The sequence below is a fragment of the Yoonia sp. 67-2 genome (genome assembly GCF_035117555.1).
GTDB lineage: Bacteria > Pseudomonadota > Alphaproteobacteria > Rhodobacterales > Rhodobacteraceae > Yoonia.
The window spans coordinates 214,960-239,619 of sequence record NZ_JAYKPK010000003.1 but is presented as its reverse complement, the minus strand read 5'-3'; the positions used below and the strand labels follow the sequence as shown (position 1 = coordinate 239,619).

Genomic DNA, 24,660 nt, shown 5'->3' with positions numbered 1-24,660 from the left:
GGTCATGCAACCGTTACATGACAAAGATGAAGGCGCGGTTAAATCACTCGGCCGCCTGATGCATTGGTGCCGCATTGAGCGTGGCGCGGAGTTCCGCGCGGCGTCTGGCGGCTTTGCTTGCGTTGGCGTCTTTCACGGGGCCAAAGCCGCGGATATCGAGTGGCAGACGGGCCAATGCGATGGCGGCGTCCAGCGTATCGGGGCGGGTAAGGCGCAGCAGATCATCCATGTCGGATTCGTATTCCGCGATCAGGGCGCGTTCCACACGCCGTTCTTCTGTGCGCCCGAAGGGGTCAAATGCGGTGCCGCGCAGGAATTTCAGCTTTGCCAGCAACGGAAAGGCCCGCGCGATCCCTTGGCCGAAGGCGCGTTTGACGGGGCGTCCATCGCTGCCCATGCGGGTCAGGAACGGCGGGGCCAGGTGATAGGTCAGCTTCAGTTCGCCCTCGAACGTGTCCTGCATCTTTTGTCGTGTCTGGGTCAGCAGGCGGGCGACCTCATATTCATCCTTGTAGGACAGGAGTTTATGATAGCCCAAGGCGACAGCCTCGCGCAGCGCCGGGTCGCTGAAACGGGCGGTCATGGCGCGGTAGCGTTGCGCCAGTGCCTTGCCCTGATAGGCGGTCAGATGATCGGCGCGGAAGGTGATTTTTTCGTCCAATGTCTGCGGCAGGGCCACGACATTGGGGGCGAGGATTTTCGCCGCCTGATCGGGGTGCAGATAGGCCGAGCGGCCATAATCGAAAGCTGCGATGTTGCGCTGGATTGCAGCACCATTGAGTTCAATCGCGTGCAGGATGGCGGCATGGGACAGCGGGATCGCGCCCATCTGCCAGACCGCACCAAAGATCATCATGTTGGAATAGATGCTGTCGCCCATCAGCGCCTTTGCCAGATCGGAGGCGTCGAAAAGGGCGAGGTTGTCGCCCAGACGGGCCTCCAGCGACAGGCGCAATTGGTCGATGGGCAGCGTAAATTCCGTGTTCCGGGTGAAATCGCCGGTGATGATTTCGTGGCTGTTGACCACGCCGCGCGTGCGGCCCTGCCGCATGAGGCCGAGGGTTTTGGCACCGGCAGAAACCACCAGATCACCGCCGATCAGCGTGTCGCATTCGCCGGTGGCGACGCGGATCGCGCTGATATCGCTTGGGTTTTCGGCGATTCGGCAGTGGATATGCACGGCACCGCCCTTTTGCGCGAGACCGGCCATTTCCATCATACCAGCGCCTTTGCCGTCGATATGCGCGGCCATGGCCATGACCGCGCCGATGGTCACGACGCCGGTGCCGCCGACGCCGGTGATCACCACGTTATGGGTGCCGTTGATGGCGGGCAAAACGGGTTGGGGCATGTCGGGCAGATCGACGGCGGCGGTGGCGTCTTTGCGGATTTTCGCACCCTCGACAGTGACGAAGGACGGACAGAAGCCTTTGACGCAGGAGAAATCCTTGTTGCAGGACGATTGGTCAATGGCGCGTTTGCGCCCCAGTTCGGTTTCAACCGGGACGACAGAGACGCAGTTGGATTGCACGCCGCAATCGCCGCAGCCTTCGCAGATGTCGGTGTTGATGAAGACGCGCTTGTCGGGGTCGGGGAATTGCCCGCGCTTGCGGCGGCGGCGCTTTTCGGCGGCGCAGGTCTGGACGTAAACAATGGCAGAGACGCCTTTGTATTTGCTGAACTTCTCTTGCACCGCTTGCATGTCGGCGCGTTCATGCACATCCAGCCCTTTGGGGAAGATCGACAGGTCGATGTCTTCCTTTTCGTCATGCACCAGCGCGATATTCCGCACCCCCATCGCCTGCAATTCGCGGCAGATCTGGTCGGCGGTCAGCCCGCCATCATTGCCCTGCCCGCCGGTCATGGCGACGGCGTCGTTATAGAGGATTTTATAGGTGATGTTGGTTTTCGCCATCAGCGCAAAGCGGATCGCCTGCACGCCGGAATGGTTATAGGTGCCGTCGCCAAGGTTCTGGAACACATGGTCGCGGGTGGAAAAGGGTGCCTCGCCCACCCAATTGGCACCTTCACCGCCCATCTGGGTGAAACCGACGGTATCGCGGTCCATCCATTGCACCATGTAGTGACAGCCGATGCCGGCATAGGCGCGCGATCCTGCGAGGACTTTGGTAGAGGAATTATGCGGGCAGCCGGAGCAGAAATAGGGCAAGCGGGCCGCGAGTTCGGGGGCGTTGTCGGCGCGGCGGGTTTCCGACAGATGCGCCAGACCTTGGGTGATGCCGTCTGATCCGCAGCCTTCCTCGACCAATATGCCGCCGATTTTCTCAGCGATCCAGATCGGGTCAAGTGCCGCGCGGGTCGGGAAGATTTCCTCGCGCCGGCCTTCGGAATGTTCATCACCCTTGTGCCAGCCGTAGACGCGGGTGCGTGTGTCGTCGAACAGGGCTTCTTTCACCTGCACTTCGATCAATTTGCGCTTTTCTTCGACCACGATGACAAGGTCGAGACCTGCGGCCCATTCGTGGAACGACGCCATGTCGAGCGGCCAGACCTGCCCGATTTTATAGGTGGTGATGCCAAGGCGTTCGGCCTCCGCCTCGTCGATGTTGAGCAGGGACAAAGCATGTTGCAGGTCCAGCCAGTTTTTACCTGCGGCGACAAAGCCGATCCGCGCGCCGGGTTTGCCCCATTTGCGCTGGTCCATCTTGTTGGCGCGGCTGAACGCCTCTGCGGCGAAGCGTTTATGGTCGATCATCCGCGCCTCTTGCAATTGCGGCGTGTCGATAATGCGGATGTTCAACCCGCCTTCGGGCAAGGGCAGATCGGGGGTGACGAAATCGGCGCGATATGGATCGGCATCGACAACGGAGGTCACCTCGATCGTGTCTTTCATCGTTTTCAGGCCGACCCAGACACCGGCATAGCGCGACAAGGCCCAGGCATAGAGGCCGTAATCCAGAATTTCCTGCACGCCTGCGGGGGAGACGATGGGCATATAGGCATCGACCATCGCCCAGTCTGATTGGTGCAGGGTGGTGGAGCTTTCGCCGGTATGGTCATCGCCCATCGCCATGATGACGCCGCCATGCGGGCTGGTGCCTGCCATATTGGCGTGGCGCATCACATCGCCCGAACGGTCCACACCGGGGCCTTTGCCATACCAGAGGCCGAACACACCGTCATAGCGCCCTTCCCCGCGCAATTCGGCTTGTTGGCTGCCCCAGAGGGCGGTGGCGGCGAGGTCTTCGTTCAACCCAAGCTGAAAGGTGATATTGGCGGGGTCGAGGACATTCTTGGCTTTCATCATCTGCTGATCGACCGCGCCAAGCGGCGATCCGCGATAGCCGGTCACGTAACCTGCGGTGTTCAGCCCGGCGCGGGCATCGCGCGCCTTTTGCATCAGCATCAGCCGGACCAGCGCCTGCGTGCCGTTCAAAAGAACCGGCGACTTAACCAGATCGTAACGGTCGTTGAGTGATATATCCTGACGGCCCATCTGACACCCTCCCAAGCGCTGATGGGTTCAGTATAGGTCAAAGACACTGACCTACAAAGAAGAAAATCGCGTCAAAATTGCAAGATAACCTTTTGCTGCACGCGCATAATAATTAGTGTATGTCAGCGGTAACACTCGCAATGAAAGCGTCAGATGGACTGGGACAAGCTAAGAATCTTTCACGCCGTGGCAGACGCCGGGTCACTGACCCATGCGGGCGACACGCTGCATCTGTCGCAATCGGCCGTCAGTCGGCAGATTCGCGCTTTGGAAGAATCGCTTAACACCACATTGTTCCACCGCCATGCGCGTGGGTTGATTCTGACCGAACAGGGTGAATTACTGTTCGATGCGACGAAATCGATGAACAAACGGCTGGAAACCGCCTCTGCCCGCATCCGCGACAGCGAAGAAGAAGTGTTCGGCGATCTGCGGGTCACCACAACCACAGGTTTTGGCACGCTCTGGCTCGCCCCGCGCCTGCCGAAATTGTTCGAGGCCTATCCGGATCTGAAAATCGACCTGATGCTGGAAGAGCGCGTGCTGGACCTGCCAATGCGCGAGGCTGACGTGGCGATCCGGATGAAGGAACCGTCACAGGCCGATCTGATCCGCAAACGGCTGATGTCGGTGCGGATGCGGCTTTACGCCTCGCCGCAATATCTGGAAAAGAACGGCACGCCCGACAGCCTGCCTGATCTGTCCGATCACCGGCTGATCTGCCAAAGCCTGAATTCGGTGCAGGTCTCTGCCGGGGCGACGCTGGTGCAGCATCTGCTCAGCGCCGATATTCAGCATCTGTTCACGGTCAATAATTACTTTGGCGTGTTGCAGGGCGTGCTGAACCATCTGGGCATCGGCGTGCTGCCCGATTACGTGATCGAGGATTTCCCCTATCTGATCCGGGTCCTGCCCGAACTGGAAAGCGGTGAGGTGCCTGTCTTCCTCGCCTATCCCGAAGAATTGCGGCAATCCAAGCGGATATCGGCGTTTCGTGATTTCGTGCAGGATGAGATTTTTGCCCATCGCCGCAAGATCCGCGAAGCGACACAAGAGTAATCAAGAGTGGTGACACTTGCCATATCGGGTGCCGCTGCGCCCGGTTTTCGGCTGCGCCCGAGTGAGCCATGCGCGCAACACATAGCGGCATTGCACAACCATCAGGGGATTTTTTCTTGAACGCATAAATGTCGCACCCTATTTGTTCACTCGAAGGCGCTGATGCGTAATTGCTGATCACCTTCACCTCCCTGTTGGACTTCGCCGGGCCTTTGTGCCCGGCTTTTTTCTGTCCAGTGCCTTGTGGAATTGCGGCTTTTCCCCGCGCGCCTGATCGCGTAGACACGGGCCAAGTTTCCGGGGGACCCTGACAGATGTCGCAAGAACCACAGATTACCGATGAATTGATTGCCGCCCATGGGCTGAAGCCCGATGAGTATCAGCGCATTCTGGATATCATCGGGCGGGTGCCCAGCTTTACCGAACTTGGCATCTTTTCGGCGATGTGGAACGAACATTGTTCCTACAAATCCTCGAAAAAGTGGCTGCGCACCCTGCCCACCACCGGCCCACAGGTGATCTGCGGCCCCGGTGAAAATGCCGGTGTCGTCGATATCGGCGATGGACAGGCGGTGGTGTTCAAGATGGAAAGCCACAATCACCCCAGCTATATCGAACCTTACCAAGGGGCTGCGACCGGCGTCGGGGGTATCCTGCGTGATGTCTTCACGATGGGCGCGCGCCCGATTGCGGCGATGAATGCTTTGTCCTTTGGCGAACCGGGCCATCCCAAGACCAAACAATTGGTGCACGGCGTGGTGGCCGGCGTCGGCGGCTATGGCAATGCTTTCGGCGTGCCGACTGTGGGTGGTGAGGTCCGTTTCCATGCCGCCTATAACGGCAATTGTCTGGTCAATGCCTTTGCGGCTGGTCTGGCGGATGCGGATAAGATTTTCTACTCCGCTGCTTCCGGTGTCGGGATGCCTGTCGTTTATCTGGGCGCCAAGACGGGCCGTGACGGTGTCGGCGGCGCGACGATGGCCTCTGCCGAATTTGACGATACGATTGAAGAAAAACGCCCCACGGTGCAGGTCGGTGATCCGTTTACCGAGAAACGCCTGATGGAAGCGACATTGGAGCTGATGGCGACGGGGGCCGTGATCTCGATTCAGGATATGGGCGCTGCTGGCCTGACTTGTTCGGCGGTTGAAATGGGCGACAAGGGTGGCCTTGGCGTCCGGCTGAACCTTGATGATGTGCCGCAGCGCGAAACCGGCATGACAGCCTACGAAATGATGCTGTCGGAAAGCCAGGAACGCATGCTGATGGTGCTGCGCCCGGAAAAAGAGGCCGAGGCGCGGGCGGTTTTCGTCAAATGGGACCTCGATTTCGCCATTGTCGGCGAAACGATTGCCGAGGATCGCTTTATCGTCGTGCATCAGGGTCAGGTGATGGCCGATCTGCCGCTGGCGACCCTGTCCGGCTCCGCACCGGAATATGACCGGCCCTGGGTGCCGACACCGGCGCAGGACCCGTTGGGCGATGTCGTGGGGGTCAATCCGATTGACGGATTGAAGGCACTGATCAGCAGCCCGAATTATGCGGGCAAGCAATGGGTCTATGAACAATATGACCAACAGGTGATGGGCGATACCGCACGCATCCCCGGGTTTGGGGCGGGTATCGTGCGGGTGCATGGCACGGATAAGGCACTGGCCTTTACCAGCGACGTGACCCCACGCTATGTCATGGCCGACCCGGTCGAGGGCGGCAAACAGGCGGTGGCAGAGGCCTATCGCAACCTGACCGCTGTCGGGGCGAAACCGCTGGCGACCACCGATAACATGAATTTCGGCAATCCCGAAAAGCCAGAGATCATGGGGCAATTCGTCGGTGCGATCCAAGGGATTGGTGAGGCGGTCAAGGCGCTGGATATGCCCATCGTGTCGGGCAATGTCTCGCTCTATAACGAAACCGATGGCAAGGGCATCCTGCCCACCCCTACCATCGGCGCGGTGGGCATCATCACCCACCCTGACCAGATCATCGGCGGGCATCTGCGCGACGGCCATGTGCTGCTGCTGGTTGGTGAAACCACCGGCCATCTGGGCCAATCCGCCCTGCTGGCCGAAGTGTATCACCGCGCAGAAGGGCCGCCGCCCCCGGTCGATCTGGCGGCTGAAAAGCGCCACGGCGATTTCATCCGCGCCAATGCGCATTTGATCACTACCTGCACCGATCTGGGCGATGGCGGGTTGGCGCTGGCCGCGTTTGAACTGGCCGAATCCGCAGGTGTCGGCATCCAGTTGGACGCCAGCGACACCCCGACCCTATTCGGTGAAGATCAGGCGCGGTATCTGATCGGCTGCAATTTCGACAAAGCCGAGGCGCTGATGATCGCCGCAGGTCAGGCCGATGTACCGATTGCCATGGTCGGCAAGGTGACCGGCGATCAGGTCAGTTTCGGCAGCGATGCTGCCCCCCTCGCCGACCTCGCCCGGATCTATCGCGACAGTTTTGAAAATGCGCTGGCCTGATGGCTTCTTATTTCTCAAAATACTCCCGCCGGAGGCAGCGCCTTGTTTGCCGCCCGGATCAGACCTAGCTTAGAGACACCACGCCAAAAGGACGCCCCATGCCCATCACCCCCCATGAGATTGAAACGCTGTTGCGTGACGCCTTTCCACAGGCGAAAATCACTGTGCAAGGCGATGACGGCACCCATTTCGCTGCCGAAGTCATCGACGAAAGCTTTCGCGGCCAGAACCGGGTGCAACAACAACGCGCGGTTTATGCCGCGCTGAAAGGCCGGATGGACGGCAGCCATGGCGATTTACATGCTTTGGCGCTGACCACTAAAGCGCCTGATTAAACCGAAGTTAAGGATAGATTATGACCGCCAGTGACCAGATCAAACAGATTGTGACCAGCGACGATGTCGTTTTGTTCATGAAAGGCACCAAATCCATGCCGCAATGCGGGTTTTCATCCCGCGTCGCCGGCGTGCTGAATTTCATGGGTGTCGCTTATCAGGACGTCAACGTGCTGGCGGATGAAGATATCCGCCAGGGGATCAAGGATTATTCCGATTGGCCGACGATCCCGCAGCTTTACGTCAAAGGCGAATTTGTCGGCGGCTGCGATATCATCACCGAAATGACCCTGTCGGGCGAACTGGATACATTGTTCGCCGACAAGGGTGTGGCCTTTGACAAAGACGCTGCCGAAAAAATCCGGCAAGCCAACGCCTAAGCGACGCTGGCGTCGACCTGATCTGCCAAAGCTTCGGCTCTGGCGGCGATTTCGGCCAGAGTATCGATCACATCGGCGGGCACCACCGGCACCTCGACCCGTTGCGGTTCGGGTGTCGGCTTGGATTTGACGCTGTCCAACTCGCGGCGCATGGCGATCATATCCGCCTCTGCCGCGCGCAGTTTTTCTTCCAGCCCGACAGTTTTATCGGCAAGCAGCAAGCCCGCCATCAGCAACATCCGCGATTCCGGTAAACGCCCGATCTGCTCGGCGAGGGTCGATGCTTCGGCATCCAACAGGGCGGCGGCAGAATGCAGAAATGCTTCTTCGCCTTCCTGACAGGCGACCTCGAATGTGCGGCCACCGATAAAGATTTCAATCTGCGGCATGGCTGGCTTCCTCGATCAGGGGTTTGAGTTCGGCCAGAATGGCGTTGACTTCGGCCGCGTCGGCGGCGCGCAGGGTGTGCAAAGCCTCGATCTCGGCCTGCATCGATTCATTGAGAAGTTCCGGGTCCAGACCCACGGTCAGCGCAGAGCGCAATTTCGCATTCATATCGCGCAATTGTTCGTTGCTGGCGCGCAGGCGTTGGAGGTTCACATCCAGATCCTGCAATTCAGCCTGTTGCGCCACGATCCGGTCGCCACCAGCATCGCCTTGCTGCATCTGGGCCAGCTGCGCCCTGAGCGCTTTGGTCTGGGCGCGTTCTTCATGCAAAGCATCAAACAAGGATTGTTCCGCCGCATTCGATTTGCCCTGCGCATCCACGCCGCGCCGGATCCGGTCCAGTGCCACGGTGATCCGATCACCTAATTCCCGCACATCGCTCATCACCTGCCCTTTTTATTGTCCTTATGGTGCCCCCGCTTGCCCCAAACCGGGCGGCACGCGCAAGCACCAACATCATCCCCGCCAGCGAAATCCCGCCATTCCAGCGAATCGTTGCATTGTTTCCAAAGCGTAAGCGATCCGTGACAGCGCAGCAAATGGGATGCGCCTAAGGATCAGAGCGGTTTAGCCGTCACGCTTGATCTTGGGGGCGACCCTGATATGACGCTGACAAGAGATTTTAACACCTTTGCCTGAAGGAATGCCCCTTGGATATTGCTGCCCTGCGCACTGCGCACCCTGATCATTGGATGAAAGCCACCGCCATCCGTACCCTGACACTGGATGCGGTCGCTGCCGCCAATTCCGGCCATTCGGGGATGCCGATGGGCATGGCCGATGTGGCGACGGTGTTGTTTGAAAAGCACCTGAACTTTGATCCCAAAGCGCCGGAATGGCCCGACCGTGACCGGTTCATCCTGTCGGCAGGCCATGGGTCGATGCTGCTTTATTCCCTGATGTATCTGACCGGGTATGAAGATATAACGCTCGATCAGATCAAGGATTTCCGCCAATGGGGTGCCAAAACCGCGGGCCATCCTGAATATGGCCATGCGCGCGGGATTGAGACCACCACTGGCCCCTTGGGTCAGGGCATCGCCAATGCGGTCGGTTTCGCGATTGCCGAGGAAATCCAGCGCGCCCATTGGGGCAGCAAGATCGTCAACCACCACACCTATGTCATCGCCGGTGACGGTTGCCTGATGGAAGGCGTCAGCCATGAAGCCATCGGTCTGGCGGGGATGCAGAAACTGGGTCATCTGGTCGTGTTCTGGGATCATAACAACATCACCATCGACGGGACGGTCGATATCGCCGATATCACCGACCAGCCTGCCCGCTTTGCTGCCGCTGGCTGGCATGTGCAGGAAATCGACGGTCATGACCCGGTGGCGATTGATGCCGCGATCACGGCGGCCAAGGCCGATCCGCGCCCGTCGATGATTGCCTGCAAGACGCATATCGCCTTGGGCCATGCCGCGCAGGATACCTCCAAAGGTCATGGCGCGCTGACCAATGGCGAACAGCTGACAGCGGCCAAGACCGCCTATGGCGCGCCGATGGGGGCTTTTGAAGTCGCGGATGATGTGCTGGAACAGTGGCAGGCGATTGGTGCGCGCGGGGCAGAGACCCGTGCCGCTTGGGAAGACCGGTTTGCCGGGCTGTCTGCCAGCAAACAGGCGGAGTTTAATCGCGCCTATGCCGGTGATGCACCCAAGAAACTGTCGGCGACGATCCGCGCGCTGAAAAAGCAGATGAGCGAGAGCGCGCCTTCGGTCGCGACGCGCAAATCGTCGGAGATGACGCTGGAAGTCATCAACCCGATCATGGCGGAAACCATCGGCGGCTCGGCCGATCTGACAGGGTCGAACAATACCAAGACCGGCGATATGGGTGTGTTCCATCCTGACAGCCGCAAGGGCCGTTATATCTATTACGGGATCCGCGAACATGGCATGGCCGCCGCGATGAACGGCATGGCGCTGCATGGTGGCGCGCGCGCCTATGGCGGGACCTTCATGTGTTTCACCGATTACGCGCGCGGCGCGATGCGCCTCTCGGCGCTGATGGGCGTGCCGGTGACCTATGTCATGACGCATGATTCCATCGGTCTGGGTGAAGACGGCCCGACGCATCAGCCGGTTGAGCATCTGGCGATGCTGCGGGCGACGCCCAATATGCATGTGTTCCGCCCCGCTGATACGATTGAAACCGCCGAAAGCTGGGAATGTGCGCTGACGTCTAAATCCACACCCGCCGTGCTGGCCTTGTCGCGCCAGAACCTGCCGACGGTGCGGACAACGCATACCGCCAAGAACTTGACAGCGCAGGGGGCCTATGTGCTGGCCGATGCCGATGGCAAGCGTCAGGCGATCATCATGGCGACCGGGTCCGAGGTCGAGATTGCACTCGCCGCGCGCGATCTGCTGCAGGCCGAATGGATCGGGACGCGGGTTGTGTCGATGCCGTGCTGGGAATTGTTCGCCGAGCAGGATGAAGCCTATCGCCGCAAGGTGCTGCCAGCGGGGCCGGTGCGTGTCGCGGTCGAGGCGGGTGTCCGTTTTGGCTGGGATCAATGGCTGATGGGCGAGCGTGGCAAGCGTGAAAAGGCGGCTTTTGTGGGGATGGAGGGCTTTGGCGCCTCGGCCCCGGCAGAGCGGTTGTATGCGGAGTTTGGGATCACGGCGCAGAATGTCGCGGATCAGGTGAAAGCATTGATCAAGTGAGAAACGGGGGGCGGGGAAATCCCCGCCTGACGATGTGCCCAACAATGGGTCGGGGTTAACCCCGACCCACCCGCCACCGCCCCGCCCCGGCAACAGCCAGAGCAAGGCATCCCCCGGCAATCGCCCAATTCTTCACGAAGATCGACATTTGCCACGGATCATCCGGGATAAAGTGAAAGACGCTTGTCACCGCGCAATACAGTGCCAGCGACAAAGCCACCGGCCTGACTGCCACGCCAATGACGACAGCCAGCCCCGCCAGCGCATTATAAGCCAGTGCCAGCCAGACCAGCGTCACAGGCAGGTTGAAACCGACCAGCAGATCCGCCGCATCGCCGGGGCTGATCAGCTTTTGCACTGCCCCGCCCAGAAACAGCGCACCGATAAGAACCCGCGCGGCCAGCAGCAGCGCGTCATTCATCGCCCTGCACCCAGCCCATGACGGGCGTGACGAGCATGACCAGTGCCAGCCCCAATGCGATGCCCAGGACCCCGTCCAACGCCGCCGTGGCGAACCATTCCGTCGCTGCGGCGATCTGCAGCGGCACCAATGCCGCCATCGCCACTGCGGCATCATGGATATGATGGCCAAGCCAGCCGGATCCCATCTCCTCCACCCCATGCACGATGATCGACCCGCCAACCCAGAGCATCGCCGCCGTGCCGACCCATGTCAGCACCAGCAAAAACCCCGGCATCGCCGCGACGATCCCGCGCCCGGTGGCGCGTGTCAGCCCGGTCCGCCCGTTCCCGGCGAGCCAGAGGCCCAGATCATCGGCTTTCACAATCACCGCCACAGCGCCGTAAACCAGCGCGGTGATGGCGATGGCGACCACAGCAAGAACCGCTGCCTGTCCCCAGATACCCGGCGTCTCGATGGTGGCGAGGGCGATGGTCATGATTTCGGCTGACAGGATGAAATCGGTCTTGATCGCGCCTTTGACCTTGGCCTCTTCCAGATGCGCGGGATCGCCGGTGGCCAGCGCATGCGGGTCGCCTTTGCGAAAGCTGTGGATCAGCTTTTCAGCACCTTCATAGCACAGATAGGCCCCGCCTAGCATCAGCAAAGGCGCAATCAGCCAAGGCGCAAAGGCTGACAGCGCCAAGGCGACAGGCAGCAGGATGACCAGTTTGTTTCGGATCGATCCCATGGCGATGCGCCAGACGATGGGCAATTCGCGATCCGCCGAAAAGCCGTGGACATATTTCGGTGTCACGGCGGCATCGTCGATCACGGCACCGGCGGCTTTGGCGCCCGCCTTGGTCGCCTGCCTGATCACGTCATCGAGCGAGGCTGCCGCCACCTTGGCAATCGCGGCCACGTCATCGAGTAGGGCCAGCAGTCCGCTCATCTGAAACCTCATGATTCTTTGGGTCAGAGTGATCTTGTCTGCATCCGTCAGCAAGCGCGCAATGGTGTCGCAAACGTTTAGCGGTAACAGGTCACAGAGACCTCATGTTACCGTTAACATATTGACTTATAATCACTTTATTCTGGACACGACAGTATACACCCGGCAGGACGTTCGCAGATAACAAGAGGTGCCACATGACCATCACCATCGGGATCAACGGATTTGGCCGGATCGGGCGCTGCACTTTGGCGCATATCACCGAGGCCGGGCGCAATGACGTGCAGGTGGTCAAGATCAACGCCACCGGGCCGATTGCCACCAATGCGCATCTGTTGAAATATGATTCCGTGCATGGACGGTTCGGACATCCGGTCAGCGTGAAGGGCAACAGCCTTGACCTGGGACGCGGGCCGATTGAGGTGATGTCGAGCTATGATCCAGCGACCCTGGATTGGGAGGGCGTCGATGTCGTGCTGGAGTGCACCGGCAAGTTCAACGATGGTCATAAGGCGGCGGTGCATCTGGAGCGGGGCGCGCGCAAGGTGCTGATCTCTGCCCCGGCAAAGAATGTGGACCGCACCGTGGTTTACGGGGTCAATCACCGTGACCTGCGCAGCAGTGAACGGCTGGTGTCGAACGGGTCCTGCACGACCAATTGTCTGGCCCCGCTGGCGAAGGTGTTGAACGATGCCATCGGGATCGAAGCCGGGATCATGACCACGATCCATTCCTATACCGGCGATCAGCCGACATTGGACCGCCGTCACGATGATCTCTATCGCGCGCGGGCGGCGGCGATGGCGATGATCCCGACCTCGACCGGCGCGGCGAAGGCTTTGGGAGAGGTTCTGCCGGAACTGGCCGGCAAGCTCGATGGCACGGCGATCCGGGTGCCGACGCCCAATGTCAGCGCGGTTGATCTGACCTTTCAGGCAGGCAAATCCGTCAGCGTGGCCGATGTGAATGCGATCGTGGCCGAGGCGGCGGGCGGCTATATGGGCATGGTCATGGGTTATGATGCTGAAGCCAAGGTCAGCATCGATTTCAACCATACCACGCAAAGCTGCATCTTTGCGCCCGATCAGACCAAGGTGGTGGGCCGCATGGTGCGGGTTCTGGCCTGGTATGACAATGAATGGGGCTTTTCGGCGCGGATGGCCGATGTCGCCGCCACAATGGGCCGCTTGCATTAAGTTCCGGGCGCGGTAGAAATGCGCCATGACGAATGGTTTGGCGGTATTTCTGGGTTTGGTGATTGTCGGCGCGCTTGCCTATGATGGCGCGGCCAATGACTGGCGGGCGTTCGTTTTTATGATGCGCGAATTTGTCGATCTGACGGAATATCTGGCGTTCTGGCGGTAAGGTCCGTGGGGCCGCGCCTCCGGCGGGAGTATTTGCAGAAATAAGAAGCTGGAAGGATGACAGCGGGCGGGCGCTGATGCAGTCTGCGGTTGACCTTCGGCGATAAATCGCAATGTTAGCGCCAACATTCATCCTTAAGGAGGATAGGCTCATGGCTGTCAAAGTAGCGATCAATGGATTTGGCCGGATTGGCCGCAACATCTTGCGCGCGATCATCGAATCTGGCCGCAATGATATCGAAGTGGTGGCGATCAATGATCTGGGCCCGGTGGAAACCAATGCCCATCTGCTGCGCTTCGATTCGGTGCATGGCCGGTTCCCCGGCACGGTGACCACGACCGAGGATACGATTGACGCAGGCCGTGGCCCGATCAAAGTGACCGCGATCCGCAACCCTGCCGACCTGCCCTGGGGCGATGTCGATGTCGTGCTGGAATGCACCGGGATTTTCACCTCCAAAGACGCCTGTCAGGCGCATTTGTCGACCGGCGCCAAGCGTGTGCTGATTTCGGCTCCGGGCACGGATGCGGACAAGACTGTCGTTTTCGGGGTGAATCATCAGTCGCTGACGGCGGAGGATATCATCGTTTCCAACGCCTCCTGCACCACGAACTGCCTGTCGCCAGTGGCGAAGGTGCTGAATGATACGGTGGGCATCACCAAAGGATTCATGACGACGATCCATAGCTATACCGGCGATCAGCCGACGCTGGATACGATGCACAAGGACCTCTATCGTGCCCGCGCTGCGGCTTTGTCGATGATCCCGACATCAACCGGGGCAGCCAAGGCTGTGGGGCTGGTCTTGCCAGAGTTGAACGGCAAGCTCGATGGTGTCGCGATCCGGGTGCCGACGCCGAATGTGTCGGTGGTGGATCTGACCTTTGAGGCCAGCCGCGACACGACTGTGGAAGAGATCAATGCGGCGATCATCGCTGCGGCTGACGGCCCGCTGAAAGGTATTCTCGGCTATACCGATCTGCCGATGGTCAGCTCTGATTTCAACCATGATCCGCATTCATCCATCTTCCATCTGGATCAGACCAAGGTGTTGGACGGCAATATGGTCCGTATCCTGAGCTGGTATGACAATGAATGGGGTTTTTCCAATCGCATGGCTGATACGGCCGTGGCGATGGGGAAATTGCTGTAAGCCAGCCTTTTTGCAGATCAGAACCGGCCTTGCGAGGCCGGTTTTTTCATGCCCGCTCGCCATGCAGGATTCGCATAGCGGCGTGACCGTTCCGGCAGTTGTGCTGCGATGCAGCATTGCTATTTATGGATCAACAGAAATGCTGAACCTAAGGAGCAAAACATGAAAGTCCTGACCAAAGTCCGCACAGCCGTGCAGAAACGTGCCGCCTATCTGCGGCTGAAAAACGAAATCGCCAGCATGCCGCAGGATGTGGCCATCGATCTGGGTCTGTTTCGCGAAGATGCGGCCAAGATCGCCAGCAAGGCGATTTACGGCTAAGGCCGCAGCCGGTCTTTCAGCGCGCTATTCACGGCGGGTGTGACGAATTTCGACACATCGCCGCCGAGCCTTGCGATTTCCTTGACCAGTTTTGATGCGATCGCCTGATGTTCGGCTTCGGCCATCAGGAACACCGTCTCGATTGAATCGTCGAGGATGCGGTTCATGCCAACCATCTGATATTCATATTCAAAATCAGCCACGGCGCGCAGGCCCCGGATGATCAGCCCGGCGCCGACATCGCGGGCGCAGTCGATCAGCAGATTTTCGAACGGATGCACGACAATCTCGCAATTGACGGCTGCGCCAAGCGGGACGCATTCGCTCTGCACCATGGCGACACGTTCTTCGAGGCTGAATAACGGGCCTTTGTCACGGTTGATCGCCACGCCGATGACCAGACGATCCACCAATGTCGCGGCACGGCGCACGATGTCGATATGCCCCAAAGTGACCGGATCGAATGTGCCGGGATATAGACCTACGCGCATGACGCACCTCTTGAAATATTATTGCGCGTTAGAAACAGCATCGGGCGGCGGAATGCAACGGGGCTAATGCCCCATGATCATGCCTTCCAGCGCGTCTTTTTCCATCGACAGTTCCAAGAGCCGCGCCTTGACCACGTCACCGATGGAGATCAGGCCGATCATCTGGCCATTATCCATCACCGGCAGATGGCGGAACCGGCCTTCGGTCATCATTTCCAGCACTTTATCCGCGCTGTCGCCAGTGGTGCAGGTGGTCAGTTTCGCGGTCATCATCTCGGACACGGGGGCGGAGAGGCAATCCACACCGCGCTTGCCCAATTCACGCACGATATCGCGTTCGGACAGGATGCCGTCGAGCGTTGTGCCATCTCTGGAGACGACCACGGTGCCGATCCGCTTTTCCGAGAGCAAAGCGACGGCAGAAGAGACGCTGTCACTTGGCTTGACGGATACCACACCCATATCGATTTTCGATTTCAGGATTTGCGCGACGATCATGATGTCCCCCCCAATGGCCGTTTTATCAGCGTGTCAAATCAATGGGTCCTCTGTCAAGCGTTCCAGACGCGCGACCTCGGCCCTGATGCCGTCGCTGATCGCCTGCGCGACCCGGCTGAGCCGGTCGGATTGCCGCGCGGATTTATGCCAGACAAGGTAAAAGGACCGTTTCAGCGCGATTTTTTCGGTCAGGATACGCCGCAGTTCCGGCGCGAAGGGCAGTGCGAAATCATGCACGATGCCGATGCCGGATTGGCGGATCATCTGCAATTGCACAGCGACGGAGTTGGAGGCGAGCTGCACGCCCCCTGCCCCCAGATCACCAAGATAATCCAGTTCCTTGTCGAAGATCATATCAGGGATATAGCCGACGATGGCGCGGGTTTTCAGCTCTGCGATTGTATGCACCGGGGCGGCATCTTTGCGCATTGCAAGATGCAACTGATAATCGGTGATCTTTTGCACGATCAATTGCCCGGCGGCGGGCAGGCTGACGGTGATGGCCATATCGGCCTCGCGCCGCGACAGGTTGACGACGCGGGGCAGTGCCAGCACCTGCATTTCCAGATCGGGGTTGTCGCGTTGAAGCGCGGCACAAACCTGCGGTAGCAGGAAATTCGCCACCCCATCCGGCGCGCCGATGCGGATCTGGCCGGTCAGGGCATGGGTGGTGCCGCGCGATTCCTCAACCGCCAGCGACAATTGCGTTTCCGCATCGGCGGCGCGGTCGCGCATCCTCTCGCCCAGATCGGTCAGGGCATAGCCTTGCGGGGATTTGACGAACAGCGCCGCACCCAGATTGCGTTCCAACCGCGCGATCCGGCGACCCAGGGTGGCAGGGTCCATTTTCGTCAGCGGGGCCGCGGCTGACAGGCTTTCGGTCCGCGCCACGGCCAGAAACACCCGCATGTCATCCCAATTATCCATCAGAGTCCTGCATTATTGCAAAATGGTTTTGATATATTGCCGCTTTTACCTGCAAAAACGCAAGCCTATAGTGCCACCAACCAATGGAGGTATCCTATGCAAGAACTGACTCATTACATCGGCGGCGCGCATGTCAAAGGCACATCGGGCCGTTTTGCCGATATCTATAACCCCGCCACCGGCGAAGTGCAGGCACGTGTCCCGCTTGCAAATGCCGCCGAAATGGACAAGGCCGTGCAGATTGCCGCCGAAGCCCAGCCGAAATGGGCCGCTGTGAACCCGCAGCGCCGGGCGCGGGTGATGATGGCCTTTGTCGGCCTGCTGAACCGCGATATGGACAAGCTGGCCGAGGCTTTGTCCCGCGAACATGGCAAGACCCTGCCCGACGCCAAAGGCGATGTGCAGCGCGGGCTGGAGGTTGTCGAATATTGCATCGGCGCGCCACAATTGCTGAAAGGTGAATTCACCGACAGCGCCGGCCCCGGCATTGATATGTATTCGATGAAACAGGCGTTGGGTGTGACCGCAGGGATTACCCCGTTCAACTTTCCAGCCATGATCCCGATGTGGATGTTCGCCCCTGCGATTGCCTGCGGCAATGCGTTTATTCTGAAACCATCGGAACGTGACCCGTCCGTGCCGCTGATGCTGGCTGAATTGATGGAGGAAGCAGGCCTGCCCAAGGGCATCCTGCAGGTCGTGAATGGCGATAAAGAGGCCGTGGATGCGATCATCGACCATGATGTGATCCAGTCGATCGGTTTTGTCGGCTCTACCCCTATTGCGGAATATATTTATGGCCGTGGCTGTGCCGCTGGCAAGCGCGTGCAATGTTTCGGCGGTGCCAAGAACCATATGATCATCATGCCCGACGCCGATCTGGATCAGGCCGCTGATGCGCTGATTGGCGCAGGCTATGGTGCCGCTGGCGAACGTTGCATGGCGATTTCCGTCGCGGTGCCGGTGGGTGAGGAAACCGCCGACCGCCTTATTGAAAAACTGGTCCCTCGGATCGAGGCGCTGAAGGTCGGCCCCTATACATCGGGCAATGATGTGGATTACGGGCCGGTTGTGACGGCAGCGGCCAAGGCCAATATCCTCAAACTGGTGGAAAGCGGCATCGCCCAAGGCGCAGAGCTTGTCGTCGACGGCCGTGATTTCAAGCTGCAGGGTTATGAGGATGGTTTCTTTGTCGGCCCGCATCTATTCGACCATGTCACGAAGGATATGGACATTTACACCAAGGAAATCTTTGGCCCCGTCCTGACCTGCGTGCGCGCCCAGACCTATGAAGAGGCTTTGGGTCTGGCGATGGACCATGAATACGGCAATGGCACCGCGATCTTTACCCGTGACGGTGATGCGGCGCGTGACTTCGCCAATCGTGTGAATATTGGCATGATCGGCATCAATGTGCCGATCCCGGTGCCTTTGGCCTATCACACCTTTGGCGGCTGGAAGAAATCCATGTTCGGCGATCTCAACCAGCACGGGCCGGATGCGTTCAAATTCTACACCCGCACCAAGACGGTCACATCGCGCTGGCCGTCAGGGATCAAAGAAGGTGGCGAATTCTCCATCCCCCTGATGGAATAATGACGCAGGGCAAGGCCGTATCAGCGGCCTTGCCAAACCGATCCGCCGCGCGCCATAATTTAACATTCGTTCATTTCCGGGAGGGGCATGATGGATTTTGCGTTGAGCGAGGAGCAATCCGCGATTTTCGATATGGCGCTTGCCTTCGGACAAGAGCATATCGCGCCTTTCGCGCGCGAATGGGAGGGCCAGGGCACGATCCCGAAAGAGCTGTGGCCAAAACTGGCCGCGCTGGGTTTCGGCGGGCTTTACGTGTCGGACGAGAATGGCGGTGCCGGTCTGTCACGGCTGGATGCGACGCTGGTGTTTGAAGCTTTGTCATACTCCTGCGCCTCCGTTGCGGCGTTTTTATCAATCCACAACATGTGCGCGAAGATGATCGACAGCTATGGCTCCGACGATCTGCGCGCCCGTCTGTTGCCGCCGGCCTTGTCGATGGACCTGATCCTGTCCTATTGCCTGACCGAACCGGGGTCGGGCTCTGACGCGGCGGCGCTGAAAACCCGTGCCAGCCGCAGCAATGAAAACTATCTGCTGAACGGAACGAAAGCGTTCATTTCCGGCGCAGGTTATTCCGATGCCTATATCATCATGGCCCGCACCGGTGACGCCGGCCCAAAGGGCATCAGCGCGATTATTGTCGAAGGCGACGCCCCCGGCCTGTCCTTTGGCGGGTTGGAGAACAAGATGGGCTGGCGGTCGCAACCCACAAGGCAGGTGCAACTGGATGATTGCGCTGTGCCTTTGGGCAATCTGCTGGGCGAAGAAGGCCGCGGGTTCACCTATGCCATGGCTGGGCTGGACGGCGGGCGGTTGAATATCGCGGCCTGTTCGATAGGTGCGGCCCAATGCGCGCTGGATCAGACGCTGGCCTATATGAAAGGCCGCAAGGCATTCGGGCAGTCGATAGACCAGTTTCAGGGGCTGCAGTTCCGGCTGGCGGATGCCGAGATTGCCTTGCAAGCGGCGCGGACATTCCTGCGGCAGGCAGCGTGGAAGCTGGACACGGGTGCCCCGGATGCAACGAAATTCTGCGCCATGGCGAAGAAACTTTGCACCGAAACCGGCAGTATGGTCGCCGATCAATGCCTGCAATTGCACGGCGGCTATGGCTATCTGGCGGATTACGGGATCGAGAAAATCGTCCGCGATCTGCGGGTGCATCAGATTTTGGAAGGCACCAATGAGATCATGCGCCTGATCACCGCCCGCGCGCTGATCCGATGAATGATGTGCTGATCCGTACCGAAGGGCGCGCCGGGCGGATGACGCTGAACCGGCCACAGGCGCTGAACGCGCTGACCTGGGAAATGTGTCTGGCGATTGAGACCGCGCTGGACCGGTGGCGCGATGACCCCGATGTGGCATCGGTGTTGATCGACGGTGCCGGTGACCGCGCCTTTTGCGCCGGTGGCGATATCGCCGAGATGTATGCGACGGCGAAACGCGGTGATTACGCCTATGGCCAGCACTTCTGGCGCGATGAATACCGGCTGAACAGGAAGCTGCATCATTACCCCAAACCCGTTGTAACTTTCCTGCACGGTTTCACCATGGGCGGCGGTGTCGGCATCGGCTGCCACGCCAGCCACCGGATCGTGTGCGAAGACAGCCAGATCGCGATGCCCGAATGCAGCATCGGGCTGGTGCCGGATGTCGGCGGCTCGCTGCTCCTCGCCCGCGCGCCGGGCTATGTCGGGACCTATCTGGGGCTGACCGGGGATCGGATGGATGCGGGCGATGCGATATTCGCGGGGTTCGCGGATCATTTCATTCCGGCGCAGGAGTGGGATGCGGTGAAGGGCGGATTGATGGCGGGTGATCTGGATGCGATCAAGGCGCCCCCTGCCCCACCAAGCGATCTTGCTGCATGGCAGGACGCGATTGATACCATCTTCAACGGTGCGACGATTGATGACATTCACCGCACCTTGACTGCTGCGCCAAACGCTGCCGCTGAAAAGGCGCGCAAATTGATCGGTGCGAATGCCCCGCTGGCGATGGCGGTGGCCGTGCAGATCATCGCAACGGTCAGGGCAGACCCGCAGATCGAAACCGCGCTCGACCATGAATACCGCTACACCTTCCGCGCCGCAGCACAGGGCGATTTCATCGAAGGCATCCGCGCCGCGATCATCGACAAGGACCGTGCGCCGAAATGGCAGGATTACGGGTCAGAGGATGTCGCCAGAATGACCGCCCCCTTGGGCACAGATGCATTGATCTGGGAGGATTGAATATGAAAATCGGCTTTATCGGGCTGGGCAATATGGGCGCACCGATGGCGGCCAATCTGACAGGGCAGCATGATGTCGTGGCGTTTGACCCGGTGGCAAGGCCTGCCGGGCTGACACTGGTGGACAGTGCCGAAGATGCCGCGCGGGACGCCGATGTGGTGATCACCATGTTGCCGGATGGCAAAATCCTGCGCGCGGTGGCGGCGCAAATTCATCCGGCGATGAAACAAGGCGCGGTGCATCTTGATTGCTCGACCGTCGATGTCGACAGCGCCCGCGCGGTCGCAGCAAAGGCAGAGGCACATGGGCTGCTGGCAGTGGATGCGCCGGTCTCTGGTGGGACTGTCGGGGCAACCAATGGCACGCTGACCTTCATGGCGGGTGGGCCACTGGCGGGTTTCGATCAGGTCAAACCCCTGTTCGAGATCATGGGGCAAAAGGCGGTGCATTGTGGGGCCGCGGGCAATGGGCAGGCGGCGAAAATCTGCAACAACATGATCCTCGGCGTCACGATGATCGCGACCTGCGAGGCGTTTGCCCTGGCCGATAAACTGGGGCTGGAACGGCAGGCAATGTTTGACGTCGTCAGCACATCATCCGGCGCGTCATGGTCGATGAACAGCTATTGCCCGGCGCCGGGGATCGGGCCGCAAAGCCCGGCGGATAATGACTACAAACCCGGTTTTGCCGCCGAACTGATGCTGAAAGACCTGCGGCTCAGCCAGACAGCGGCTGCCGCCGTCGATGCGGATACGCCGATGGGACAAGCGGCAACGGCGCTTTACACCGCTTTCGTCGAAACCGAAGACGGACGTGGCCGCGATTTCTCTGCCATGCTGCCACGGTTCACAGCGCGGCAGCGCCCGTAATTTCTTATTTCCGGCAAATACTCCCGCCGGCGGCCCGTCCCATCCAAAGGATGGGGCGGTCATTCCGCCGCCACTTTGCGCGGCACCAGCATGGGTTTGAGGTAGCGCCCGGTATGGCTTTCCGCGACTTCGGCCACCTGTTCCGGTGTGCCGACGGCGACGATCCGTCCGCCGCCATCGCCGCCTTCGGGGCCAATATCGATGATATGATCGGCAGTTTTCACTACGTCGAGGTTATGTTCGATCACGATCACCGAATTGCCCTGATCGACCAATTCATGCAGCACTTCCAACAGCTTGCGCACATCTTCGAAATGCAGGCCGGTTGTCGGTTCATCCAGAATATAAAGCGTGCGGCCGGTGGAGCGTTTCGCCAGTTCCTTAGACAGTTTCACGCGCTGCGCCTCGCCGCCTGAGAGGGTCGTCGCCTGTTGGCCGACCTTGATATAGCCCAGACCGACGCGCATCAGCGCATCCATCTTTTCACGGATCGACGGCACGGCAGTGAAGAATTCCTGCGCCTCTTCCACGTTCATATCCAGCACATCGGCGATGCTTTTGCCTTTGAATTTCACCTCCAAGGTTTCGCGGTTATAACGCGCGCCCTTGCAGGTTTCGCAGGTGACATAGACATCGGGCAGAAAGTTCATCTCGATCTTCAGCACGCCGTCGCCCTGACAGGCCTCGCAGCGTCCGCCTTTGACGTTGAAGCTGAACCGCCCCGGTTTATAGCCGCGCGCCTTGGCCTCTGGCAGGCCTGCAAACCAGTCGCGGATCGGGGTGAAGGCGCCGGTATAGGTCGCGGGGTTGGATCGCGGGGTGCGGCCAATCGGGCGCTGGTCGATGTCGATGACCTTGTCGAGATGTTCGAACCCCTTGATCGTCTCGCAGGGCGCCGGGGCCTGCCGCGCGCCGTTAAGTTTCTGCGAGGCGTTTTTGAACAAGGTTTCGATCGTCAGCGTGGATTTGCCGCCGCCCGATACGCCGGTCACACAGACGAACATGCCCAGCGGGAAATCCGCTGTCACGTTTTGCAGGTTATTGCCCGTCGCCTTGACCACGGTCAGTTTCTTACCTTTGCCTTTGCGGCGGGTTTTCGGCACGGCGATTTCGCGTTTGCCGGTCAGATATTGGCCGGTGATGGAGTTTTCATCCGCCATAATCTCGGCTGGTGTGCCTTTGGCCACCACGCGCCCGCCATGCACACCTGCCCCCGGGCCGATGTCGAAGACATAATCAGCCTCGCGGATCGCCTCTTCGTCATGTTCGACGACGATCACGGTATTGCCCTGATCGCGCAGGTTTTTCAGCGTCGTCAGCAGCCGGTCATTGTCGCGCTGGTGCAGGCCGATGCTGGGTTCGTCCAGCACGTAAAGCACGCCTTGCAGGCCCGACCCGATCTGGCTGGCGAGCCTGATCCGCTGGCTTTCACCCCCCGACAAAGTGCCGGAATTGCGCGCCAGTGTCAGATATTCGAGGCCCACATTGTTCAAAAACCCTAGCCGTTCGCGGATTTCCTTGAGGATCGCGACAGCGATTTCGTTTTTCTGTTTGCTCAGATTATCCGGCACTGTCAGGCACCAATCATAGGCTTCCTTGATCGACAGCTGCACAACCTGCCCGGCATGCTTGCCACCGATCTTGACCGCCAGCGCCTCGGCCCGCAGGCGGTAGCCGCCGCAGGTGCCGCAGGGGCGGTTGTTCTGATAGGCTTCGAATTCTTCGCGAATCCAGTTACTGTCAGTCTCGCGATAGCGGCGTTCCATATTCGGGATCACGCCTTCGAAAGGGCGTTCAACCTGATAGACGCGGCCGCCTTCGTCATAGCGGAATTTGATTTCTTCCTTGCCGGAGCCGCGCAGGAACACCTCCTGCACTTTGGGGTCAAGGTCTTTCCAACGGGCGTTTTTGTTGAAACCGTAATGTTTCGCAATGGCTTCGATAGTTTGCAGGAAATAGGGCGATTTGCCTTTGCGCCATGGGGCCAGCGCACCATCGGCGATCTTCAGTGTCACATCGGGGACGACAAGCTGTTCGTCAAAGAACAATTCCACCCCCAGCCCGTCGCAATCCGGGCATGCGCCGAAAGGCGCGTTGAAGGAAAACAGGCGCGGTTCGATTTCGGGGATGGTGAAGCCCGACACCGGACAGGCGAATTTTTCGGAAAAAGTGATGCGTTCGGGTTCACCTTCACCCTCGCCCGGTGCGGTTTCCAGCACGGTGATGCCATCGGCCAGATCAAGGGCGGTGCGGAAGGAATCGGCCAGCCGGGTTTCCAGACCTTCGCGCACGACGATCCGGTCCACGACCACGTCGATATCGTGGCGAAATTTTTTGTCCAATGTCGGCGGTTCGTCCAATTCATAGAATTGCCCATCCACCTTGACCCGCTGAAACCCTTGTTTGCGCAGATCGAGGAATTCCTTGCGGTATTCGCCTTTGCGGTCGCGGATGATCGGGGCGAGCAGATAGCCGCGCGTGCCTTCGGGCAGGGTCATGACGCGGTCGACCATATCCTGCACCTGCTGCGCTTCAATCGGCAGGCCCGTGGCGGGGGAATAGGGCGTGCCAGCGCGGGCGAACAAAAGGCGCAGGTAATCATAGATTTCGGTGATCGTGCCGACAGTGGACCGGGGGTTCTTGCTGGTGGTCTTCTGTTCGATGGAAATGGCAGGGGACAGGCCGCTGATGTGATCGACGTCAGGCTTTTCCATCATATCAAGGAATTGCCGCGCATAGGCGGACAGGGATTCGACATAGCGCCGCTGCCCTTCGGCATAGATCGTATCAAAAGCGAGCGAGGATTTGCCCGACCCCGACAGGCCGGTGATCACCACAAGCTGATCGCGCGGAATGTCCACGTCGATGTTCTTGAGGTTATGTTCACGCGCGCCGCGCACTTCGATATGTTTCAGCTCAGCCATTCTGACCCCCAGGCAACATGCATGACATAGTCGTGGCTGCCGCCACTACCAGTGCCGATCTAGAACATTAACGGAACATTTGCAAAATTATTCCGGGGGCGCA

22 protein-coding genes are annotated in these 24,660 nt (G+C 59.6%); 13 read left to right on the top strand and 9 right to left on the bottom strand.

What is annotated here, in order from left to right; all coding sequences use genetic code 11:
• Nucleotides 1-43 precede the first annotated feature (43 nt).
• Nucleotides 44-3,457 carry an indolepyruvate ferredoxin oxidoreductase family protein gene (locus tag VOY09_RS06595; RefSeq protein WP_322893604.1) on the bottom strand — a complete coding sequence of 1,138 codons (3,414 nt, stop codon included), beginning with the start codon at nucleotides 3,455-3,457 and terminating at the stop codon, nucleotides 44-46.
• A gap of 153 nt (nucleotides 3,458-3,610) precedes the next feature.
• Here VOY09_RS06595 and VOY09_RS06590 point away from each other — a divergent pair, with 153 nt between their 5' ends.
• The 4 genes from VOY09_RS06590 (at nucleotide 3,611) to grxD (ending at nucleotide 7,708) form a co-directional block, all read left to right on the top strand.
• The gene (locus VOY09_RS06590) at nucleotides 3,611-4,516 is read left to right on the top strand and encodes a LysR family transcriptional regulator (RefSeq protein ID WP_322893603.1); all 906 of its coding nucleotides are present in this window, start codon (nucleotides 3,611-3,613) and stop codon (nucleotides 4,514-4,516) included.
• Nucleotides 4,517-4,830: 314 nt separating this feature from the next.
• Nucleotides 4,831-6,993 (top strand): phosphoribosylformylglycinamidine synthase subunit PurL, encoded by a 2,163-nt coding sequence (gene purL, locus VOY09_RS06585; protein ID WP_322893602.1) that lies wholly within the window; start codon nucleotides 4,831-4,833, stop codon nucleotides 6,991-6,993.
• A gap of 98 nt (nucleotides 6,994-7,091) precedes the next feature.
• The gene (locus VOY09_RS06580) at nucleotides 7,092-7,328 is read left to right on the top strand and encodes a BolA/IbaG family iron-sulfur metabolism protein (protein WP_322893601.1); all 237 of its coding nucleotides are present in this window, start codon (nucleotides 7,092-7,094) and stop codon (nucleotides 7,326-7,328) included.
• Between the two features lie 20 nt (nucleotides 7,329-7,348).
• Nucleotides 7,349-7,708, top strand: a complete 360-nt coding sequence (gene grxD / locus VOY09_RS06575) for a Grx4 family monothiol glutaredoxin (protein WP_322893600.1) — start codon at nucleotides 7,349-7,351, stop codon at nucleotides 7,706-7,708.
• Here the strand turns inward: grxD and VOY09_RS06570 are convergent.
• Complete coding sequence (locus tag VOY09_RS06570; protein ID WP_322893598.1) at nucleotides 7,705-8,097, bottom strand: cell division protein ZapA; 393 nt, start codon at nucleotides 8,095-8,097, stop codon at nucleotides 7,705-7,707. The genes grxD and VOY09_RS06570 overlap by 4 nt on opposite strands.
• Complete coding sequence (locus VOY09_RS06565; RefSeq protein ID WP_322893597.1) at nucleotides 8,084-8,539, bottom strand: hypothetical protein; 456 nt, start codon at nucleotides 8,537-8,539, stop codon at nucleotides 8,084-8,086. Before VOY09_RS06565 ends, VOY09_RS06570 begins: the two co-directional genes overlap by 14 nt.
• A 266-nt stretch (nucleotides 8,540-8,805) precedes the next feature.
• Here VOY09_RS06565 and tkt point away from each other — a divergent pair, with 266 nt between their 5' ends.
• Nucleotides 8,806-10,824: a transketolase gene (tkt, locus tag VOY09_RS06560; protein WP_322893595.1), complete on the top strand. Its 2,019-nt coding sequence runs from the start codon at nucleotides 8,806-8,808 to the stop codon at nucleotides 10,822-10,824.
• Between the two features lie 55 nt (nucleotides 10,825-10,879).
• Here the strand turns inward: tkt and VOY09_RS06555 are convergent, their stop codons facing one another.
• Together VOY09_RS06555 and VOY09_RS06550 are read right to left on the bottom strand one after the other, a co-directional pair.
• Nucleotides 10,880-11,245 carry a DoxX family protein gene (locus VOY09_RS06555; protein WP_322893594.1) on the bottom strand — a complete coding sequence of 122 codons (366 nt, stop codon included), beginning with the start codon at nucleotides 11,243-11,245 and terminating at the stop codon, nucleotides 10,880-10,882.
• A complete protein-coding gene (locus tag VOY09_RS06550) occupies nucleotides 11,238-12,176 on the bottom strand; it encodes a DUF808 domain-containing protein (RefSeq protein WP_322893593.1) in 939 nt (312 codons plus the stop codon). Before VOY09_RS06550 ends, VOY09_RS06555 begins: the two co-directional genes overlap by 8 nt.
• A 197-nt stretch (nucleotides 12,177-12,373) precedes the next feature.
• Here VOY09_RS06550 and gap (VOY09_RS06545) point away from each other — a divergent pair, with 197 nt between their 5' ends.
• From gap (VOY09_RS06545) to VOY09_RS06530, 4 genes are all read left to right on the top strand, one after another.
• Nucleotides 12,374-13,372 (top strand): type I glyceraldehyde-3-phosphate dehydrogenase, encoded by a 999-nt coding sequence (gap, locus tag VOY09_RS06545; RefSeq protein ID WP_322893592.1) that lies wholly within the window; start codon nucleotides 12,374-12,376, stop codon nucleotides 13,370-13,372.
• Nucleotides 13,373-13,397: 25 nt separating this feature from the next.
• The gene (locus tag VOY09_RS06540; protein WP_322893591.1) at nucleotides 13,398-13,541 is read left to right on the top strand and encodes a hypothetical protein; all 144 of its coding nucleotides are present in this window, start codon (nucleotides 13,398-13,400) and stop codon (nucleotides 13,539-13,541) included.
• A gap of 151 nt (nucleotides 13,542-13,692) precedes the next feature.
• A complete protein-coding gene (gap, locus tag VOY09_RS06535; protein WP_322893590.1) occupies nucleotides 13,693-14,694 on the top strand; it encodes a type I glyceraldehyde-3-phosphate dehydrogenase in 1,002 nt (333 codons plus the stop codon).
• Between the two features lie 162 nt (nucleotides 14,695-14,856).
• Nucleotides 14,857-15,015, top strand: a complete 159-nt coding sequence (locus VOY09_RS06530) for a hypothetical protein (RefSeq protein ID WP_322893589.1) — start codon at nucleotides 14,857-14,859, stop codon at nucleotides 15,013-15,015.
• On the opposite strand, the gene coaD is transcribed toward VOY09_RS06530, so the two are convergent.
• The 3 genes from coaD to VOY09_RS06515 form a co-directional block, all read right to left on the bottom strand.
• On the bottom strand, nucleotides 15,012-15,506 hold the full coding sequence (gene coaD / locus VOY09_RS06525) for a pantetheine-phosphate adenylyltransferase (RefSeq protein WP_322893588.1): 495 nt from the start codon (nucleotides 15,504-15,506) through the stop codon (nucleotides 15,012-15,014). The genes VOY09_RS06530 and coaD overlap by 4 nt on opposite strands.
• Before the next feature lie 63 nt (nucleotides 15,507-15,569).
• The gene (locus VOY09_RS06520; protein ID WP_322893587.1) at nucleotides 15,570-16,004 is read right to left on the bottom strand and encodes a CBS domain-containing protein; all 435 of its coding nucleotides are present in this window, start codon (nucleotides 16,002-16,004) and stop codon (nucleotides 15,570-15,572) included.
• Nucleotides 16,005-16,037: 33 nt separating this feature from the next.
• Nucleotides 16,038-16,931: a LysR family transcriptional regulator gene (locus VOY09_RS06515; protein WP_322893586.1), complete on the bottom strand. Its 894-nt coding sequence runs from the start codon at nucleotides 16,929-16,931 to the stop codon at nucleotides 16,038-16,040.
• Nucleotides 16,932-17,027: 96 nt separating this feature from the next.
• Between VOY09_RS06515 and VOY09_RS06510 the strand changes: the two genes are divergently transcribed.
• The 4 genes from VOY09_RS06510 to mmsB all read left to right on the top strand — a co-directional run bounded on the left by VOY09_RS06510 (nucleotide 17,028) and on the right by mmsB (nucleotide 21,633).
• Nucleotides 17,028-18,527 (top strand): CoA-acylating methylmalonate-semialdehyde dehydrogenase, encoded by a 1,500-nt coding sequence (locus VOY09_RS06510; RefSeq protein WP_322893585.1) that lies wholly within the window; start codon nucleotides 17,028-17,030, stop codon nucleotides 18,525-18,527.
• A 90-nt stretch (nucleotides 18,528-18,617) separates the two neighbouring features.
• A complete protein-coding gene (locus VOY09_RS06505; protein ID WP_322893764.1) occupies nucleotides 18,618-19,754 on the top strand; it encodes an acyl-CoA dehydrogenase family protein in 1,137 nt (378 codons plus the stop codon).
• Nucleotides 19,751-20,764 carry an enoyl-CoA hydratase/isomerase family protein gene (locus tag VOY09_RS06500; RefSeq protein ID WP_322893584.1) on the top strand — a complete coding sequence of 338 codons (1,014 nt, stop codon included), beginning with the start codon at nucleotides 19,751-19,753 and terminating at the stop codon, nucleotides 20,762-20,764. Before VOY09_RS06505 ends, VOY09_RS06500 begins: the two co-directional genes overlap by 4 nt.
• Before the next feature lie 2 nt (nucleotides 20,765-20,766).
• Nucleotides 20,767-21,633 (top strand): 3-hydroxyisobutyrate dehydrogenase, encoded by an 867-nt coding sequence (mmsB, locus tag VOY09_RS06495; RefSeq protein WP_322893583.1) that lies wholly within the window; start codon nucleotides 20,767-20,769, stop codon nucleotides 21,631-21,633.
• Nucleotides 21,634-21,692: 59 nt separating this feature from the next.
• On the opposite strand, the gene uvrA is transcribed toward mmsB, so the two are convergent.
• Nucleotides 21,693-24,557 (bottom strand): excinuclease ABC subunit UvrA, encoded by a 2,865-nt coding sequence (gene uvrA, locus VOY09_RS06490; RefSeq protein WP_322893582.1) that lies wholly within the window; start codon nucleotides 24,555-24,557, stop codon nucleotides 21,693-21,695.
• Between the last annotated feature and the right edge of the window lie 103 nt (nucleotides 24,558-24,660).

Bases quoted from the DNA above. Each gene is read 5' to 3' on its own strand.
- VOY09_RS06595 (WP_322893604.1), bottom strand. From the start codon at position 3,457: ATGGGCCGTCAGGATATATCACTCAACGACCGTTACGATCTGGTTAAG.
- VOY09_RS06590 (WP_322893603.1), top strand. From the start codon at position 3,611: ATGGACTGGGACAAGCTAAGAATCTTTCACGCCGTGGCAGACGCCGGG.
- purL (WP_322893602.1), top strand. From the start codon at position 4,831: ATGTCGCAAGAACCACAGATTACCGATGAATTGATTGCCGCCCATGGG.
- VOY09_RS06580 (WP_322893601.1), top strand. From the start codon at position 7,092: ATGCCCATCACCCCCCATGAGATTGAAACGCTGTTGCGTGACGCCTTT.
- grxD (WP_322893600.1), top strand. From the start codon at position 7,349: ATGACCGCCAGTGACCAGATCAAACAGATTGTGACCAGCGACGATGTC.
- VOY09_RS06570 (WP_322893598.1), bottom strand. From the start codon at position 8,097: ATGCCGCAGATTGAAATCTTTATCGGTGGCCGCACATTCGAGGTCGCC.
- VOY09_RS06565 (WP_322893597.1), bottom strand. From the start codon at position 8,539: ATGAGCGATGTGCGGGAATTAGGTGATCGGATCACCGTGGCACTGGAC.
- VOY09_RS06555 (WP_322893594.1), bottom strand. From the start codon at position 11,245: ATGAATGACGCGCTGCTGCTGGCCGCGCGGGTTCTTATCGGTGCGCTG.
- VOY09_RS06550 (WP_322893593.1), bottom strand. From the start codon at position 12,176: ATGAGCGGACTGCTGGCCCTACTCGATGACGTGGCCGCGATTGCCAAG.
- gap (WP_322893592.1), top strand. From the start codon at position 12,374: ATGACCATCACCATCGGGATCAACGGATTTGGCCGGATCGGGCGCTGC.
- VOY09_RS06540 (WP_322893591.1), top strand. From the start codon at position 13,398: ATGACGAATGGTTTGGCGGTATTTCTGGGTTTGGTGATTGTCGGCGCG.
- gap (WP_322893590.1), top strand. From the start codon at position 13,693: ATGGCTGTCAAAGTAGCGATCAATGGATTTGGCCGGATTGGCCGCAAC.
- VOY09_RS06530 (WP_322893589.1), top strand. From the start codon at position 14,857: ATGAAAGTCCTGACCAAAGTCCGCACAGCCGTGCAGAAACGTGCCGCC.
- coaD (WP_322893588.1), bottom strand. From the start codon at position 15,506: ATGCGCGTAGGTCTATATCCCGGCACATTCGATCCGGTCACTTTGGGG.
- VOY09_RS06520 (WP_322893587.1), bottom strand. From the start codon at position 16,004: ATGATCGTCGCGCAAATCCTGAAATCGAAAATCGATATGGGTGTGGTA.
- VOY09_RS06515 (WP_322893586.1), bottom strand. From the start codon at position 16,931: ATGGATAATTGGGATGACATGCGGGTGTTTCTGGCCGTGGCGCGGACC.
- VOY09_RS06510 (WP_322893585.1), top strand. From the start codon at position 17,028: ATGCAAGAACTGACTCATTACATCGGCGGCGCGCATGTCAAAGGCACA.
- VOY09_RS06505 (WP_322893764.1), top strand. From the start codon at position 18,618: ATGGATTTTGCGTTGAGCGAGGAGCAATCCGCGATTTTCGATATGGCG.
- VOY09_RS06500 (WP_322893584.1), top strand. From the start codon at position 19,751: ATGAATGATGTGCTGATCCGTACCGAAGGGCGCGCCGGGCGGATGACG.
- mmsB (WP_322893583.1), top strand. From the start codon at position 20,767: ATGAAAATCGGCTTTATCGGGCTGGGCAATATGGGCGCACCGATGGCG.
- uvrA (WP_322893582.1), bottom strand. From the start codon at position 24,557: ATGGCTGAGCTGAAACATATCGAAGTGCGCGGCGCGCGTGAACATAAC.